Annotated in this window: 15 protein-coding genes; 5 read left to right on the top strand and 10 right to left on the bottom strand. The window is 72.8% G+C overall.

Annotated features, from left to right (window positions below):
• Window positions 1-13: 13 nt before the first annotated feature.
• On the bottom strand, window positions 14-1195 hold the full coding sequence (locus ACMXGY_RS00365) for a pyridoxal phosphate-dependent aminotransferase (protein ID WP_483776916.1): 1182 nt from the start codon (window positions 1193-1195) through the stop codon (window positions 14-16).
• Between the two features lie 241 nt (window positions 1196-1436).
• On the opposite strand from ACMXGY_RS00365, the gene ACMXGY_RS00360 reads away from it, so the two are divergent.
• The 3 genes from ACMXGY_RS00360 to ACMXGY_RS00350 all read left to right on the top strand — a co-directional run bounded on the left by ACMXGY_RS00360 (window position 1437) and on the right by ACMXGY_RS00350 (window position 4826).
• Entirely contained in the window at window positions 1437-2012 is a 576-nt protein-coding gene (locus ACMXGY_RS00360) for a DnaJ family domain-containing protein (protein ID WP_483774908.1), read from the top strand.
• Between the two features lie 59 nt (window positions 2013-2071).
• Window positions 2072-3292: an alpha/beta hydrolase gene (locus tag ACMXGY_RS00355; RefSeq protein WP_483774907.1), complete on the top strand. Its 1221-nt coding sequence runs from the start codon at window positions 2072-2074 to the stop codon at window positions 3290-3292.
• Window positions 3293-3368: 76 nt separating this feature from the next.
• Complete coding sequence (locus tag ACMXGY_RS00350) at window positions 3369-4826, top strand: nucleobase:cation symporter-2 family protein (protein ID WP_483774906.1); 1458 nt, start codon at window positions 3369-3371, stop codon at window positions 4824-4826.
• A gap of 19 nt (window positions 4827-4845) precedes the next feature.
• On the opposite strand, the gene ACMXGY_RS00345 is transcribed toward ACMXGY_RS00350, so the two are convergent.
• The gene (locus ACMXGY_RS00345) at window positions 4846-5391 is read right to left on the bottom strand and encodes a low molecular weight protein-tyrosine-phosphatase (protein ID WP_483774905.1); all 546 of its coding nucleotides are present in this window, start codon (window positions 5389-5391) and stop codon (window positions 4846-4848) included.
• Window positions 5392-5459: 68 nt separating this feature from the next.
• On the opposite strand from ACMXGY_RS00345, the gene ACMXGY_RS00340 reads away from it, so the two are divergent.
• Window positions 5460-6368: an SDR family oxidoreductase gene (locus ACMXGY_RS00340; protein ID WP_483774904.1), complete on the top strand. Its 909-nt coding sequence runs from the start codon at window positions 5460-5462 to the stop codon at window positions 6366-6368.
• Between the two features lie 317 nt (window positions 6369-6685).
• Here the strand turns inward: ACMXGY_RS00340 and ACMXGY_RS00335 are convergent, their stop codons facing one another.
• Window positions 6686-8176 carry an MFS transporter gene (locus tag ACMXGY_RS00335; RefSeq protein ID WP_483774903.1) on the bottom strand — a complete coding sequence of 497 codons (1491 nt, stop codon included), beginning with the start codon at window positions 8174-8176 and terminating at the stop codon, window positions 6686-6688.
• A 79-nt stretch (window positions 8177-8255) separates the two neighbouring features.
• On the opposite strand from ACMXGY_RS00335, the gene ACMXGY_RS00330 reads away from it, so the two are divergent.
• Window positions 8256-8738: a winged helix-turn-helix transcriptional regulator gene (locus ACMXGY_RS00330; protein ID WP_483774902.1), complete on the top strand. Its 483-nt coding sequence runs from the start codon at window positions 8256-8258 to the stop codon at window positions 8736-8738.
• 12 nt (window positions 8739-8750) lie between these two features.
• Here ACMXGY_RS00330 and ACMXGY_RS00325 read toward each other — a convergent pair whose 3' ends face one another.
• From ACMXGY_RS00325 to ACMXGY_RS00295, 7 genes are all read right to left on the bottom strand, one after another.
• Window positions 8751-9614 carry a sugar phosphate isomerase/epimerase family protein gene (locus tag ACMXGY_RS00325; RefSeq protein WP_483776915.1) on the bottom strand — a complete coding sequence of 288 codons (864 nt, stop codon included), beginning with the start codon at window positions 9612-9614 and terminating at the stop codon, window positions 8751-8753.
• 98 nt (window positions 9615-9712) lie between these two features.
• Window positions 9713-10945 carry a dihydrodipicolinate synthase family protein gene (locus tag ACMXGY_RS00320; RefSeq protein WP_483774901.1) on the bottom strand — a complete coding sequence of 411 codons (1233 nt, stop codon included), beginning with the start codon at window positions 10943-10945 and terminating at the stop codon, window positions 9713-9715.
• The gene (locus ACMXGY_RS00315) at window positions 10942-12102 is read right to left on the bottom strand and encodes a Gfo/Idh/MocA family protein (RefSeq protein WP_483774900.1); all 1161 of its coding nucleotides are present in this window, start codon (window positions 12100-12102) and stop codon (window positions 10942-10944) included. Before ACMXGY_RS00315 ends, ACMXGY_RS00320 begins: the two co-directional genes overlap by 4 nt.
• Before the next feature lie 4 nt (window positions 12103-12106).
• Complete coding sequence (locus ACMXGY_RS00310; protein WP_483774899.1) at window positions 12107-12889, bottom strand: ABC transporter ATP-binding protein; 783 nt, start codon at window positions 12887-12889, stop codon at window positions 12107-12109.
• On the bottom strand, window positions 12882-13637 hold the full coding sequence (locus ACMXGY_RS00305; protein WP_483774898.1) for an ABC transporter ATP-binding protein: 756 nt from the start codon (window positions 13635-13637) through the stop codon (window positions 12882-12884). Before ACMXGY_RS00305 ends, ACMXGY_RS00310 begins: the two co-directional genes overlap by 8 nt.
• Window positions 13634-14941, bottom strand: coding sequence for a branched-chain amino acid ABC transporter permease (locus ACMXGY_RS00300; protein ID WP_483774897.1), 1308 nt, complete (start codon window positions 14939-14941; stop codon window positions 13634-13636). The genes ACMXGY_RS00305 and ACMXGY_RS00300 overlap by 4 nt, the downstream gene beginning before the upstream one ends.
• Entirely contained in the window at window positions 14925-15809 is an 885-nt protein-coding gene (locus ACMXGY_RS00295; protein ID WP_483774896.1) for a branched-chain amino acid ABC transporter permease, read from the bottom strand. The genes ACMXGY_RS00300 and ACMXGY_RS00295 overlap by 17 nt, the downstream gene beginning before the upstream one ends.
• Window positions 15810-15811 lie beyond the last annotated feature (2 nt).

Raw genomic sequence — 15811 nt, 5'->3', positions numbered from 1 at the left:
GATGCGTGCAGGGTCAGAGCGTGCGTCGCCAGGCGGCGATGCGGTCGACCGCCTCGGCGACGGTCGCGGGCGCCGCGGCGAAGGACAGCCGCACCCAGTCGCCGCCGTGCACGCCGTCGAAGTCGGTCCCCGGCGTGAGCGCGACACCGGCCTCCGCGAGCAGGCGCTCGCACCACGTCACGGAGTCCAGCCCGTCGCCGGACACGTCGGCGTAGACGTAGAACGCGCCGTCGGCCGGGGCGACGCGCGACCAGCCGAGGTCGTCGAGCCGCCACAGCACGAGCTCGCGCGACGCGGCGTACCGGGCCACGTTCTCCGCCGCGGCCGCGTAGCCCTCGGGGGAGAACGCGGCGACGCCGGCGTGCTGGGCGAGCGCGGGCGGGGAGAGCGCGACGTTGCCCGCGAGCGCGTCGACCGGCCCGACGAGCTCGTCCGGCAGCACGAGCCAGCCCAGGCGCCAGCCGGTCATCGCCCAGTACTTGGAGAACGAGTTGACGACCACGGCGCCGGCGCCGACGTATCGGGCCGCCGTCGGGAGCGCAGCGGGGGAGGCGCTCGGGTCCCCGTAGACGATGCCGTGGTAGATCTCGTCGCTCACGAGGCGGACGTCGTGGTCGGTGCACCAGCCGGCGACGGCGTCGAGCTCGGCAGGCAGGATCATCGTCCCCGTGGGGTTGGCGGGGCTCGCGACGACCAGCCCGTCGAGACCGCCGTCGTAGTACGCCTCCATGAGCTGCGAGACCGTGGGCTGGTACCGCGTCTCGGGCCCGCAGTCGAGCTCGACGACCTCGCAGCCCAGCGCGCGCAGGATGTTCTTGTACGCGGGGTAGCCGGGCCGGGCGAGCGCGACCCGGTCGCCGACGTCGAACGCCGCGAGGAACGCGAGGAGGAACCCGCCGGACGACCCCGTGGTGACGGCGACGCGCGCCGGGTCGATCTCGATGCCGTACCAGCGGTCGTAGTGCTCGGCGATCGCGCGGCGCAGCGCCGGCACGCCGAGCGACTCCGTGTAGCCGAGGTCGCCGTGCTCGAGCAGCTCGATCGCGCGGCGCCGCACGACGTCCGACGCGCCGGTCGACGGCTCGCCCGCGCAGAGGTTGAGGACGGACGCGCCCGCGTCGCGCAGGCGGTTCGCCTCCGCGAGCACCTCCATCACCGCGAACGGCGGCACGTGCGAACGGCGAGAGACCTTCATCGACCCTGACATGAGGCCATCATGCCGGGACCCGCCGGCCGCGGGCGTCGCCGAACCCGGGCTTGCTGGGCACCGGGGGCGTGCCGAACCCGGGTTTACGCGTCAGGTCGGGTCATTCGTCACGCACAACCCCGGGTTCGGCGGTCATCCGTAGGGTGGACCTCGCCGTGCCCGACGACGGACGTCGTGCCGGCGGCGTCGGGCGTGCCTAGGGTGGTCCGGACGCGATGCAGGAGGTGCGATGTTCCGCCGTCGACGCACACCCGACGACGACCCGGTCCGACGGGCGGCGCAGTACCGGGTCGACCGGGAGACCGAGCCTGACGACGCCGAGGAGTCCGGCAGCCCACGCCCCGAGGACCGGCGCGAGCACGACGGTACGAGGGACGCCGACGACGGGGACGCCGAGCGCTCTCCGCGCCGTGTACGACCGGAGGAGCGCGCGATGTACGTCGACGTCGTGATCGACCAGGCGATCCGGCGCGGGGAGTTCGACGACCTCCCGCTCGCCGGGAAGCCGATCCCCGGGCTCACGGGCACGCACGACCCGGACTGGTGGCTCAAGAGCCTCGTCGAGCGCGAGCAGCTCACCGGCCTCGGCCCCCCGGCGATGCTGCTCAAGCAGGAGGACCGGACGCTCGACGACCGCCTCGACCGAGAGCTCGACGAGCAGTCCGTGCGCGAGATCCTCGAGGACTTCAACGCGCGCGTGGTCGACGCACGACGCCAGCTGCTCGGCGGACCGCCCGTCGTCACGCCGACGCGCGACGTCGAGTCGGAGGTCGCGCGCTGGCGCGCCCGTCGCGCCGGCCGCTGAACCGCTGCCGGGTCGGTGACGCCGAGCGGCCCCGGCCCGGCGCGCCTAGGGTCGGGCGCATGGCCGACTGGCAGCCCGACGTCCTCGGGGACGAGTACGAGCAGCTCACGCTGCCGCTCGCCGCCGACGACGAGGGCGACGTCGTCGCGACGCTCGTGCGACGCCGTCGGGCACCGGACCCGGAACCGACCGGCACGCCCGCGCCCGCGGAGCCCTACCTCGACGTGCTGTACGTGCACGGATGGTCGGACTACTTCTTCCAGACCGAGCTCGCCGAGTTCTGGGAGGCGCACGGCGCGCGGTTCCACGCGCTCGACCTGCGCAAGTACGGCCGCAGCCTGCGCCCTGGGCAGACGCCGGGCTACGTCACCGACCTCGCGACGTACGACGAGGACATCGAGGCGGCGCTCGACGCCATCGGGCACCAGGGCCACGGGCGGTCACCCCGCGAGCTCGTCCTCATGGGGCACTCGACGGGCGGGCTGACCCTCAGCCTGTGGCTCGCCCGCCACCCGGCGCGCGCGGCGGCTCTCGTGCTCAACAGTCCATGGCTCGAGTTCCAGACGCGGGAGGTCGGCCGCATCCTGCTCGAGCCGGTCATCGGTGCGCGCGCCCGCCTGACCCCGACCCGCCCGCTCCCCAACGTCGACCTCGGGTTCTACACGCGCTCGGTGAGCAAGGACTTCGGGGGCGAGTGGGCCTACGACCTCGCGTGGCGTCCCCAGCACGGCTTCCGCACGACGCCGGCCTGGCTCTCGGCGGTGTTCCACGGGCAGCAGTCCGTCGCGCGGGGCCTGGGGATCGGGGCGCCGATCCTCACGCTCCTGTCGGCACGCAGCACGCTCCTGCCGCGGTGGACCCCGGAGATGATGCACACGGACACCGCCATCGACGTCGACGGCGTCGCCCAGCGGTGCGTCCAGCTCGGCGACCTCGTCACCGTCGCGCGGATCGACGGGGCGCTGCACGACGTCGTGCTCTCGGCGCGCCCCGTGCGCGCGCTCGCGTACGGGCGCATCGCGCAGTGGCTCGACGCGTACCTCCCCCGCCCGGCGCCCGTGCCCGACGACGCCGCCTCCGGAGCAGGCGGGTCCGGCTCGGCAGCGGGGGTCGACGACGCACGCACCCGACCTGGGTCGGGTCGCCTCGTGCGGGCGCTCCACGGCTGGGGCCGTCGCGTCGCCCGGACGGCCGGGGACGTCGTCGGGCACGTGCGAGGGCGGGCGCGAGGGCGGGCGCGGCCCCACCGCAACCGTCACACCGTCGAAACGCCGCGGTGACCGTGCGGTGACCGCCCGGTCCTAGCGTGCGGGCACGGTGGCTCCTCGCCACCACCCGGACCAGGGAGGCCACGGCATGACCCAGGCGACCACGCGCCCCACCGACAGCACCCCCGAGCGCACCAGCGACCCGGTCGACGAGATACCGCGGTTCGCGCGGCTCTTCCCTCTCGGCCTCCAGCACGTCCTGGCGATGTACGCCGGTGCCGTCGCGGTGCCGCTCATCGTCGGGGGCGCGCTCGGGTACTCGGCGCAGGACATCGCGTTCCTCATCAGCGCCGACCTGTTCGTCGCCGGCATCGCGTCGATCATCCAGTCGGTCGGGTTCTGGCGGTTCGGCGTCCGGCTGCCCCTCATGCAGGGCGTGACGTTCGCGGCCGTCGGCCCGATGATCACCATCGGCACGACGTACGACATCACGGCGGTGTTCGGCGCGACGATCGCGTGCGGGCTGTTCATGATCCTCGTCGCCCCGTTCTTCTCGGCGCTGCTGAGGTTCTTCCCGCCCATCGTCACCGGGACCGTCATCCTCATCATCGGCGTGACGCTCATGGACGTCGCCGCGGGCTGGATCACCGCGCAGGGCGAGAGCGCCGCGCCGTCCGACCTGGCGCTCGCCGCGGGCACGCTGCTGTTCGTCGTCCTCGTCGAGCGGTTCGCCCCGCCCGCCCTCGCTCGCGTGTCCGTGCTTCTCGGCCTCGCGCTCGGCACGCTGGTCGCGCTGCCGATGGGCAAGGTCGACTGGTCGGGCGTCGGCGACGCGGGCTGGTTCGCGCTCGTCACGCCGTTCCACTTCGGCCTCCCGACGTTCCCCCTCGCCGCCGTCCTCTCGATGCTGGTCGTGGGCCTCGTCATCATGACCGAGACGACGGGCGACATGATCGCGGTCGGCGAGATCGTGGAGAAGCCGGTCACGAAGAGGCGTCTCGCGGACGGTCTGCGCGCCGACGGCCTGTCCACCGTGCTGGGCGGCGCGTTCAACACGTTCCCGTACACCGCGTTCGCCCAGAACGTGGGCCTCGTGAGCCTGACGAACGTGAAGTCCCGTTACGTCGCGACGATGGCCGGCGCGATCCTCGTCGTGCTGGGCCTCGTGCCCAAGGTCGGCGCGGTCGTCGAGGGCGTGCCGAGCGCAGTGCTCGGCGGCGCCGGGGTCGCACTGTTCGGCATGGTGGCCGCGTCGGGCATCCGGTCGCTGACCAAGGTGACGTTCACGAACAAGAACATCCTCGTCGTCGCGATCTCGCTCGGGGTGGCGCTGCTCCCGACCGTGAAGCCAGAGATCTACGCCGAGTTCCCGCAGTGGTTCCGGCTGATCTTCGACTCGGGCATCAGCTCCGGCGCGATCTGCGCGATCCTGCTCAACCTGCTCCTCAACGGCGACCAGCTCCGTCCCTCACGGGACGCGGACCCGCAGGACGCCCAGGAGCTGGCGCCGCACGACGCGCTGCGTGGGCCCGCGCCCGCGGTCACGACGTACGACGAGGCGACAGCCGCGCCGTCGGGCGAGCCGGAGCCGACCCCGGAGCGCTGATCCCGCGGCCCGGCGGAGCTCAGGCGAGCTCAGCCCGCACGTGCTCGACGATCCCGTCCGCCGCGGCCTCGACCTGCTCGAGGCACTCCTCGAAGTCACGACGACCGCCGTACCAGGGGTCGGCGACGTCGAGCACGTGCTCGGACCCGCCCGCGGGGACGTGCGGCGCAGCCGGGTCGAACGAGCGGTAGAGGCGGACGTCCGGGCCGACGTCGGTCGGCGCGTCGGTACCACCCGCCAGGCGGCGCAGCACCCGCGCGTGCTGCGCCGTCATGGCGAGCACGAGGTCGCTGCCCGCCAGGTCGCGCGGCTGCACCTGTCGCGCCCGGTGCGCCCCGTCCACGACGTACCCGTGCTCGGCGAGCACCGCGCGCGCCCGACGGTCGATCGGGTTGCCCTCCTCCTCGTCGCTCACCCCCGTGGAGTCGACGACGACCCGGTCCCCGAGCCCTGCGGCATCGAGGCGATCACGGAGCACGATCTCGGCCATCGGGGAGCGGCAGATGTTGCCCGTGCAGACGGTCATGACGCGGTACGGGGCGCGGCGGTCCGCGGCGGAGGTCATGGGCCCATCCTGCACGACGGCGCCCGGCCGGGCGGGCGGCCCGGGCACCGCGCGTCTACCGTGAGGTCATGACGATCAGGGCGGGGTCGGGGCGTGTCGCCGTCACGGGCGCGAGCGGGCTGCTGGGGTCGAAGCTCGCGTTCCGCCTCGCCGCCGAGGGCGCGCCGCAACGGCTCGTCGTGCGCGACGCCTCCCGGGCGCCGAGCCTCGGCGACGACCCGTTGCCCGAGGCGGACGTCGCCGTCGTCGCCGGGTACACCGACACCCGCGCGATGGTCGAGGCGTTCTCGGGGACCGACACCGTGGTGCTCGTGTCCGCGCGCGAGGACGCCGACCGGGTCGCGCAGCACCGCGCCGCCGTCGACGCCGCCGTCGCCTCCGGGGTCTCGCGGATCGTCTACGTCTCGTTCGTCGGCGCCGCGCCCGACGCCGTCTTCACGTTCGCGCGCGACCACTGGCACACCGAGGAGTACATCCGGGCGACCGGAGTGCGCCACACGTTCCTGCGCGACAACCTGTACCACCGCGGGCTCGCGCTCATGGTCGGCGACGACGGCGTGATCCGCGGCCCGGCGGGCGACGGCCGGGTCGCGTCCGTGTCGCACGACGACATCGCCGACGTCGCGACGCACCTCCTCCTCGACGAGGACGCGCGCCGCCACGACGGCAGGACCTACGACGTCACCGGCCCTGAGGCCCTCACGCTCGACGAGGTCGCGCAGGCGCTGTCGAGAGCGACGGGACGGCAGATCACGTACCACCCGGAGACCCTGGCCGAGGCGTACGCGTCGCGCGAGCGGTACGGCGCGCAGCGCTTCGAGGTCGACGGGTGGGTGTCGTCGTACGCGGCGATCGCCGCGGGCGAGCTCGCCACCGTGAGCGACACGGTCCCGCGACTCGTCGAGCGTCCCGCGCAGTCGTTCGCCGAGTGGCTCGACGACTACCCCGAGGACTGGGCCCACCTGCGGGCCGTGTGAGGACTCGCCACGCCGTCGGCGAAAACCCCTTGGCGTGGTCCGCGCGTCGGACGTACCGTCGTCGTACACGCGAAAGGAGGTGGTCCTGGAAGTGAATATTCTTCGGACTCGTGAGGTGGTTGCGCGCTAGTCGTCGCGCAACCGATCCAGCAACGGACCGGATGCGGTGAGCCCGTTCATCGGGCGGGGTCTCCCGACGGGAGGCGCCCGACGACGAGCGAGTACCACGCAACCACCGGAGCCCGCGGGTGTCGTGCCCTCGTCCAGCACGACAGGAGGAATCCTCCAGCCCGCGGGCTTCTTGCTGCCCACCGGGCTCAGGGGGTCGCCGGGGCACGCGCCGGGAGTCGGGTCGCCTCGTCGGGCAGGGGCGTGGGTTCGACGGCGGCGCGACGGCGGCGCGGGGCCGCCATGACCAGCGCGGCGAGGACGAACGCCCCGACCGGGACCCACAGCGCCGCGTGGAACGCGGCCAGCCCGGCCTCCGCACCGGTGCCGTCCCCGAGCGCGAGGACGCTGACCGCCGTCGCCGCGGAGATGCCGATCGCCGCGCCGAGCTGGAACGACGTGTTGAGCACACCGCCCGCCACGCCCTGCTCCGCGTCCGTGACGCCGGTGGTCGCGGCGATGGCGATCGGCCCGTAGACGAGCGCGAACGCCACCCCGACCAGCGCCATCGACGGGACCATGACGGCGTACGTCCAGTCGAGGCCGGAGGCGAGGAACCAGGCCGCCGCGAGCGCCGCGGCGACGAGCCCGCTCACGATGACGCGCGGCACGCCGAAGCGTTCGACGAGGCGTGGGGTGAGCACGGGCGCCAGGACGACGTCGACGGCCATGAGGAGCATCGCCAGGCCGGTCTGCAGGGGCGTCCAGCCGCGCAGCTCCTGCAGGTAGAGCGTGAGGAGCACCTGGAAGCCGTAGAACCCGCCCGCGAAGAGCACCGCCGTGACGTTCGCCCGGACGAGCTCGGCCGAGCGGAAGAGCCGCAGCGGCAGGAGCGGGTGCGCGACCCGCCGCTGTCGCGCGACGAAACCCGCGAGGAGGACCGCCCCGCCCGCGAGCGCCGCGACCGTCCACGCGAGCCCCTCGCCCGGGTGCTCGAGGCGCACGATGCCCGCCGCGAGCAGGACCATCGCGCCCGTCGCGAGGAAAGCTCCGAGCACGTCGAGCGTCCCGCGGCCGGGTGTCGCCGCGTCGCGCCGGATCGTCGCGAGGGCGAGAGCGAGGAGCACGACGGCGAGGATCACCGGGGCGAAGAAGACCCACCGCCAGTGGATCGCGGCCAGCAGACCGCCGACGACGAGCCCGAGCGAGAACCCGGCGGCGCCTGCCGCGCCGTAGATGACGAGTGCGCGGTTCCGGCGCGGCCCCTCGGCGAACGACGTGGTGATGAGCGACATCCCGGCCGGGGTGAGGAAGCCTGCGGCGACGCCCGTGACGAAGCGGGAGAGCAGGAGCATCCATCCGTCGGTCGCGAACCCCCCGAGGCCGGAGAAGACGAGGAACACGAGCAGCCAGATCACGAACATCCTGCGTCGCCCGTACAGGTCGGCCGCGCGTCCGCCGAGGAGCATGAACCCGCCGTACCCGACGACGTACGCCGTCACGACGCCGCCGAGCTCGCCCGTCGCGAGGCCGAGGTCGGTGCGAATCCCGGGGAGCGCGACGGACAGCATCGCGATGTCGCTGCCCTCGAGGAAGATCGCGCCGCACAGCACGAGCAGCAGGCCCCAGTCGCGCAGCGTGAAGCGCGCGACAGGCCCGCTCGGGTCGCTGCGGTCGGTCGGTACGGTCGGGTCGGTCATGGCATCCCCTCTCCTGAGCACCTGTCGGTACTCGGTTACCTCTTGATACCGAGCCCATCGTGGGTCAGGATCAGGAGGTATGGAAGACGGCACATCCGGCTCACCTGGTATCACCGCGGATACCGAGACGCGCGCGGGGGACGGGCACGCGGGCCACGCACGGTCGAAGTGGGAGACCGACGTCGACGTCTGGCAGTGGGACTCCCGCGAGGACTGCGAGGTGCGGCAGATCCTCGACCGCATCGCCGACAAGTGGTCGCTGCTCGCCATCGCACTGCTCGACCGGCGCGTCATGCGCTTCACCGAGCTAAAGCGCGAGATCGACGGGATCAGCCAGCGCATGCTCTCGCGCACGCTGCGCCAGCTCGAGCGCGACGGCATCGTCGAGCGCACGGTCTACCCGACGGTCCCGCCGCGCGTCGACTACGCCCTCACCGAGATGGGCCGCTCCCTCCACGCGACGACCAAGGCGCTCGTCGTGTGGACGGAGGCGCACCAGGAGCGCATCGCCCTGTCCCGCCGCACCTACGACGAGCGCGAGACGGCACTGAAGGGCCTCTGAGCCCTCAGCGGGTCAGGTGAGGTGGGGTTCGACGAGCTCGACGTAGCGGCGGGCGAGGGTCGCGAGCACGTCGGCTCCGGGCGCGGCCCAGACGTCGGCGTTGAAGATCTCGACCTCGACGTCGCCCGTGTAGCCCGCAGCCGCCACGGAGCGCGTGAACGCCGCGAGGTCGACGTGGCCGTCGCCCATCATGCCGCGCCCGAGCAGCGTGTCCGCGGGCAGGGGAGTGATCCAGTCGCACACCTGGTAGCTGACGATCCGGCCCGCCGCGCCGGCGCGCGCGACCTGCTCGTGCAGCCTCGGTTCCCACCACAGGTGGTAGGTGTCGACGACGACGCCGACCTCCTCCGGCGCGAACGGCTCGGCCAGGTCGAGGGCCTGCTCGAGCGTCGACACGACGCCGCGGTCGGCGGCGAAGATCGGGTTCATCGGCTCGATCCCCAGCGTGACCCCGGCGTCGCGCGCGTGCGGGACGAGCGCAGCGACCGCCTCCGCTGCGCGTTCACGTGCGCCGACGAGGTCCCGGTCGCCGTCGGGCAGGCCACCCGGGACGAGGACGAGGGTCGGCGCGCCGAGCGCGGCGGTCTCCGCGATCGCGGCGAGGTTGCTCGCGTGCGCGGCGGCGCGCGCGTCCGGGTCGCTCGCGGTGAAGAAACCCCCGCGGCACACCGACGACACCCGCAGACCGGCGTCGCGCACCCACCGCACCGCCGTGTCGAGCCCGACGTCGGCGACCGGCTCGCGCCACACGCCGATCGCGGGGATCCCGGCGGCGACGCACCCGTCGATCGCCTCCCGGAGCGACCAGTGCGCCGTCGTGCGCTGGTTGAGCGAGAGCCGCGCGAGGCGCGGGTCTCCGGGTCGCGGCGTCGGCACCCGCGCGGGCTGCCCGCTCGGCACGTCGAGAGCCCACGCCTCCCCGCCGACCGGAGTCGCCCGCGACGTCCCGGACGGGAACTCCGAGATCTCGGTGCTCACGCGATCACCTCCGCGACGTCGGCCCCGGCGCCCGTCCCCACCCCGGCACCAGCCGCGGACCCGACCTCGACTCCCGCTGCCGCGAGGAGGAGGCCCAACCGGTGTGCGGCGAGGTCCGGGTCGGGCAGCAGCCGCGCCTCGTTCGCGAGCTCGAACGCGCGCGCGAGGTGCACGACGCTCCGGGCCGACTGGAGCCCGCCCACCATCGTGAAGCCCGGCTGGTGACCGGAGAGCCACGCGAGGAACGCGATGCCGGTCTTGTAGTAGTACGTCGGCGCCTCGAACACGTGGCGAGAGAGCTCGAGCGTCGGCGCCATCTCGGCGTCGTAGCGGTCGAGGTCGTCGTCGTCGAGGGCCGCGAGCGCCGCCGACGCCGCCGGGGCGATCGCCGCGAACGCGCCGAGCAGGGCGTCGGAGTGCCGTTCGCCGTCGCCGCGGATCAGCTCCGGGTAGTTGAAGTCGTCGCCCGTGTACAACCGGACGCTGTCCGGAAGTACAGCGCGCAGACCCACCTCGTGCGACGCCGAGAGCAGCGACACCTTGACCCCGTCGACCTTCGCGGCGTGCGCGCGCACGAGGTCGACGAAGGTCGCCGTCGCCGTGCCGACGTCCGCCGAGCCCCAGTACCCGCCGAGGTTCGGGTCGAACGCCTCGCCCAGCCAGTGCAGGACCACGGGCTCGTGCACCTGCGACAGGATCGCGTCGTACACGCGCACGTAGTCGTCGGCCGACCTCGCCACGCGCGCGAGGTGCCGCGACGCCATGAGGATCACCTGCGACCCGGTGCCCTCGACGAACTCGACCTGCTCCGAGTACGCCGCGATCACGTCGTCGACGGTCCGCAGCTCGTCGGGCGCCCGGTGGTCCGTCCCGGCCCCCGACGCGATGCGCGCCCCGAGCTCGCGCGCCTGCGCAGCGCTCCGCGTCACGAGCTCCTGCACCGCGGGCCAGTCGAGGCCCATGTTGCGCTGCGCGGTGTCCATCGCCTCCGCGACGCCGAGCCCGTACCGGAACAGGTGGCGCCGGAACGCCAGCGTGGAGTCCCAGTCGACGACGGCCGGCGCGCCCGGCACGTTCTCGCCGAGCGGGTCCGCCACGACGTGCGCCGCAGCGAACGCCGCACGGGAGGCGTACGGACCGGGATGGTAGGCCCACTCCCGCGGCGAGCGCAGCTCCACGAGCCGCGTGCCGCCGTCGGACAGCGGCACGCGGACCGAGCGCGCGCTCACGCCTCGGAACCCAGCTCGACGCGGCGCCCCTCGCGCGACGACGCGTACCCCGCGTCCACGAGCCGCAGCCCGCGCACGCCGGCGTCGAAGTCGTAGGGGTGCGGCCGACCGGCGTGCACGTCGCGCAGGAACTCCTCCCACTGGGCCCGGAACCCGTTGGCGAACTCCTGGTTGTCCGGGATCTGCTCCCACTGCGAGCGGAAGTCCTGGTCGGTCGGCAGGTCGGGGTTCCACACCGGCTTGGGGGTGCGGGCGCGCGGCTGGATGCGGCACCCGAAGAGCCCGGCGACGGCGGACCCGTGCGTCCCGTCGACCTGGAACTCGACGAGCTCGCCGCGGTCCACCCGCACGGCCCAGGACGAGTTGATCTGCGCGAGGATCGGTCCGTCCGACCCGGAGAGCTCGAAGATCCCGTACGCCGCGTCGTCGGCCGTCGCGGCGTAGGGCTTGCCGTGCTCGTCCCAGCGCTCGGGGACGTGCGTCACGGCCTTCGCCATGACCGCCTCGACCGGCCCGAACAGGTTCTCCAGCACGTAGTTCCAGTGGCAGAACATGTCGAGGACCATGCCGCCTCCGTCCTCGGCGCGGTAGTTCCAGCTCGGGCGCTGGGCGGGCTGCCAGTCGCCCTCGAACACCCAGTACCCGAACTCGCCCCGCACCGAGAGAATGCGGCCGAAGAAGCCGCCGTCGATGAGCCGCTTGAGCTTGACGAGGCCCGGCAGGTACAGCTTGTCGTGCACGACGCCGTGGATCACCCCCGCCGCGCGCGCCGCGTCGGCGAGCTCCTCGCCGTCCGCGACCGACTCCGCGACCGGCTTCTCCGTGTACACGTGCTTGCCCGCCGCGAGGGCCTTGAGGATCGCCTTCGTGCGTTCCGACGTCACCTGCGCGTCGAAGTAGACCGACGCCGTGTCGTCCGCGAGCGCCGCGTCGAGGTCGGTCGTGAACTCGGCGACGTCGTGGCGCGCCGCGAGCTCGGCGAGCTTGGCCCGGTTGCGGCCCACGAGCACGGGCTCGACCTGGAGGCGCGTGCCGTCGTCGAGCAGGACGCCGCCGTCGTCACGGATCGCGAGGATCGAGCGCACGAGGTGCTGGCGGTAGCCCATGCGCCCCGTGACGCCGTTCATGACGATGCGCACGGTGTCGGTGCTGGTCATACGGTCATCCGTCCTTCGAGAGCGAGCGCTCGGCGGGCCTGCCGCCGAGGTAGAGCTCGGAGAGCTGGGGGTCGGCGAGGAGCTCGGGCGCGGGCCCGGTGATGTGCACGCGACCGAGGTCGAGCACGCACCCGATGTCCGCGGTCTCGAGCGCACGGCGCGCGTTCTGCTCGACGAGCAGCACGGCGACGCCCGCGTCGCGCATGCGCACGACCTGCTCGAACACGGTCGTCGTCGTCTTCGGGTCGAGGCCCATCGACGGCTCGTCGAGCAGCACGACCTGCGGGCTCACCATGAGCGAGCGAGCGAACTCGACCTGCTTCTGCTGCCCGCCCGACAGCAGGCCCGCGAGCTGCTTCCACCGCTCGCCCACGATCGGGAAGAGGTTCTGCACGAACGCGACCCGCTCCGCGATCCTCTCCTTGTCCCGGATCGTGTACGCGCCGAGGAGCACGTTCTCCGCGACCGTCATCTCGCGGAACACGGAGTGCCCCTGGAGCACGTGCGCGAGCCCCGACGTCAGCATCTCCTGCGGCCCCTGCCCCGTGACGTCACGACCGCCGACGAGCACCCGCCCCGAGCGCGGCTTGAGCAGCCCGCTCGCGACCTTGAGCACCGTCGACTTGCCCGCGCCGTTCGGCCCGACGAGGCACACGACCGTCGAAGCCGGGACCTGGATCGTCAGCCCGCGCAGGACCATCGCGGCCCGGCCGTACCCGGCCTGCACGTCGTCCAGCTCGAGGAGGTACTCCTGCTTCGCCCCCGTACCGGGGGTCGGGTCAGACACCAAGGTAGGCCTCCAGCACTCGCGGGTCGGCTTGCACGACGGCGGGGGTGCCCTCGGCGATCGGCGCGCCCCGGTCGAACACGATGACGTGGTGGGACAGGCTCATGACCATGTCCATGTTGTGCTCGACGACGAGGAACGTCTTGCCCTCGGCGTTGAGCTCCTGCACGAGCGTCCCGATGCGCCCGATGAGCGCCGGGTTCACGCCGCCCGCCGGCTCGTCGAGCATGATCGTGTCCGGGTCGCCCATGAGGACGCCGGCCAGCTCGAGCAGCTTCTGCTGCCCGTAGGACAGGTTGCGCGCCTCGACGTTCTCCAGGTGGTCGATGCCGACACGCACGAGCAACGAGCGCGCCTTGTCGATCTCCTCCGCGTTGCGCGCACCCGCGAGCAGCTCGCGCACGCGCGACGTGCGCACCGCGACGAGCATGTTCTCCAGCACCGTCATGCGCGGGAAGATCCGGCAGAGCTGGAAGCTGCGCCCGATGCCCGCGCGGGCGATCTTGTGCGGCGCGCGGCGCGTGATGTCCTCCCCGCGGTACGTCACCGTGCCCGAGTCCGGCTTGATCATGCCCGTGACGCAGTTGAAGAACGTCGTCTTGCCGGACCCGTTCGGACCGATGAGGGCGTTGATCTTGCCGTGGTGGAACGTGACGGTCGCGTCGCGCACGGCGTGCACGCCGCCGTACGACTTGCTGAGCCCCACGGTCTCGAGGTTGCGGGTCGTCTGTTGCGTGGTCGTCGTCATCGGTCCTCCTCGTCGCGGGGTGCGTCCGGGGTGGTCGCGGACGGGCCCGTCCGAGGACGAGGGGCCGCGTCTTCCATCCGCTCGCTCGTTCCTCGCTCGCTCCCGCCAGGCCCGCCACGACGCGGCCCCTCGTCCTCTCCCGTGCCCTCGGCGGTCGGCTCGCCTGCCGCGGCCTTGTTGTGCTCGAGGAGCTCGGCCGCGGTCATCTCGCGGATCGACGAGTCCTGCGGGCCGAAGCGCCTGACGAGGGCCTGGGCCGCGGGGATGATGCCGTCCGGCATGAAGAGGACGACCAGGCCCAGGAGCAGGGCCGTGGCGACGAGGTGGAACTGGGTGTCGCCGAACTCGAGCTTGAAGTACTCCAGGCCCGTGCCCACGACGACGGCGCCCAGCAGCGGGCCGTAGAGGTGGCGGACCCCGCCGAAGAGCGCCATGAGCACCATGTAGGAGCCGAGCATGATGGAGAACTGGAAGATCGGGTCGAGGTCGCCGAACCAGAGGGCGTACATGCCGCCCGCGAGGCCGGTGAAGGTCGCCGAGACGACGTACGCGACGAGCTTGTAGTTGCGCGTCGGGACGCCGAGGGCCTGCGCCTTGTCCTCGTCCTCGCGCACGGCCTTGAGGCCGGTGCCGAAGCGTGAGCGGTCGATCGCCCACCAGGTGAGGAGCATGACCGCGAGCAGCGCGGCGAACAGGTAGAAGAACACGCGGTGGTGCTCGGGCCGCAGCAGGTCCGGGAACGGGCGCGGGACGACGAGGCCGTCCGAGCCGCCCGTGAAGGAGCCCCACGCCTGGAAGACGAGCAGCAGGATCAGCACGAACGAGATCGACACGATGACGAACGACGCGCCTCGGACGCGCAGCGCCGCGATCCCGACGGGGATCGTGATGAGCAGGACCATCACGCCCGCGACGAGCCAGGCGACGAAGCTGGGCAGCCCGACGTCGCGGATCAGCAGGCCGGTGCCGTAGGCACCGAGGCCGAAGAACGCGGCGTGGCCGAGCGAGACGTAGCCGGTGAAGCCGCCCATGAAGTTCCAGGCGGTCGCGGTGCACGCGTAGCTCGCGACGACGATGCCCGCCGACAGGATGTACGCGTTGGGCGCCATCGTGGGGAACGCGAGGACGAGCACGACGCCGACGGCGAGCGCGGCGAGACGCACGATGCGTGCCCACGGGCGGCGTGCGGGGGGCGAGACGGGAGCTGGGGCCGCGCCGGCGCCGTCGGGCACCGTGCTGCCGGCGGCACCGCCGGGGCGGCCGGCGGACCGGCTCGCGGGACGGGTGTCAGAAGCGTTGGGCAAGGCGACCTCCGAAGAATCCCTGGGGCCGCAGCATCAGCGTCGCGAACAGCGCGACGTAGAAGATGGTCTGCGCCCACGTGGTGCCCAGCGGCACCTGGAGCAGGCTCTGGCCGATGCCGAGCACCATGGCGGCGATCGCTGCGCCGGGGATCGAGCCCAGGCCGCCGACGACGATGATCGCCATGAGCGGGCCGATCCAGTGCCAGTGCAGCGACGGGTAGATCGTCGCGTCGAGGGACAGCGCGGTCCCGCCGATGGCGGCGGTCGCGAGGCCGAGGCCGAACCCGTAGCCGGCGACGCGGTCGGTCTTGATGCCGACGAGCTGCGCGGCCTCGCGGTGCTGGATCGTCGCGCGCAGCGCCTGGCCGAACCGGCTGTGCTTCATGAGCAGGTACAGCAGGCCGAGCGCGAGCGCCGCGAGACCGAACGCCACGAGCTTCACGACGGCGATCCGCGCCCCGAAGAACTCGATGCTCGCGCCCGAGTACGGGAGCTGGATGCGCCGCTGCGTACCGCTCCAGACGAAGCCGATCATGCCCTCGATGAAGAGCGCGACGGCGAACGTGAGGAGGACGGACATCATCGTGAGGGTCGCGGGCCGCAGTCGCGTGATGAGCAGCCTCTGCATGCCGACGCCCACGAGGAAGAACAGCGGGACCGTGATCACGAGCGACAGCAGCGGGTCCATGCCGGTCTGCTGGTTGAAGAACCAGGCGAGGTACGCGGCGAGGATGAGGAACGCCGAGTGGGCGATCATCACGACGCGCATCACGCCGAAGTAGAGCGTGAGGCCCGCTGCCAGGAGGGCGTAGAGCCCTCCCAGCAGCACGCCGAGCACGAGGCTCTGGAAGAGGAGAGTTCCCGTCACGA

The organism is Cellulosimicrobium sp. G4 BAM 1002 (genome assembly GCF_057126935.1).
The sequence above is the reverse complement of the archived record's forward strand: the minus strand, read 5'-3'. Positions and strand labels throughout refer to the sequence as shown.

Excerpts from the sequence above, each read along its gene's own strand:
- ACMXGY_RS00365 (WP_483776916.1), bottom strand. The coding sequence starts at position 1,195 with ATGAAGGTCTCTCGCCGTTCGCACGTGCCGCCGTTCGCGGTGATGGAG.
- ACMXGY_RS00360 (WP_483774908.1), top strand. The coding sequence starts at position 1,437 with ATGTTCCGCCGTCGACGCACACCCGACGACGACCCGGTCCGACGGGCG.
- ACMXGY_RS00355 (WP_483774907.1), top strand. The coding sequence starts at position 2,072 with ATGGCCGACTGGCAGCCCGACGTCCTCGGGGACGAGTACGAGCAGCTC.
- ACMXGY_RS00350 (WP_483774906.1), top strand. The coding sequence starts at position 3,369 with ATGACCCAGGCGACCACGCGCCCCACCGACAGCACCCCCGAGCGCACC.
- ACMXGY_RS00345 (WP_483774905.1), bottom strand. The coding sequence starts at position 5,391 with ATGACCTCCGCCGCGGACCGCCGCGCCCCGTACCGCGTCATGACCGTC.
- ACMXGY_RS00340 (WP_483774904.1), top strand. The coding sequence starts at position 5,460 with ATGACGATCAGGGCGGGGTCGGGGCGTGTCGCCGTCACGGGCGCGAGC.
- ACMXGY_RS00335 (WP_483774903.1), bottom strand. The coding sequence starts at position 8,176 with ATGACCGACCCGACCGTACCGACCGACCGCAGCGACCCGAGCGGGCCT.
- ACMXGY_RS00330 (WP_483774902.1), top strand. The coding sequence starts at position 8,256 with ATGGAAGACGGCACATCCGGCTCACCTGGTATCACCGCGGATACCGAG.
- ACMXGY_RS00315 (WP_483774900.1), bottom strand. The coding sequence starts at position 12,102 with ATGACCAGCACCGACACCGTGCGCATCGTCATGAACGGCGTCACGGGG.
- ACMXGY_RS00305 (WP_483774898.1), bottom strand. The coding sequence starts at position 13,637 with ATGACGACGACCACGCAACAGACGACCCGCAACCTCGAGACCGTGGGG.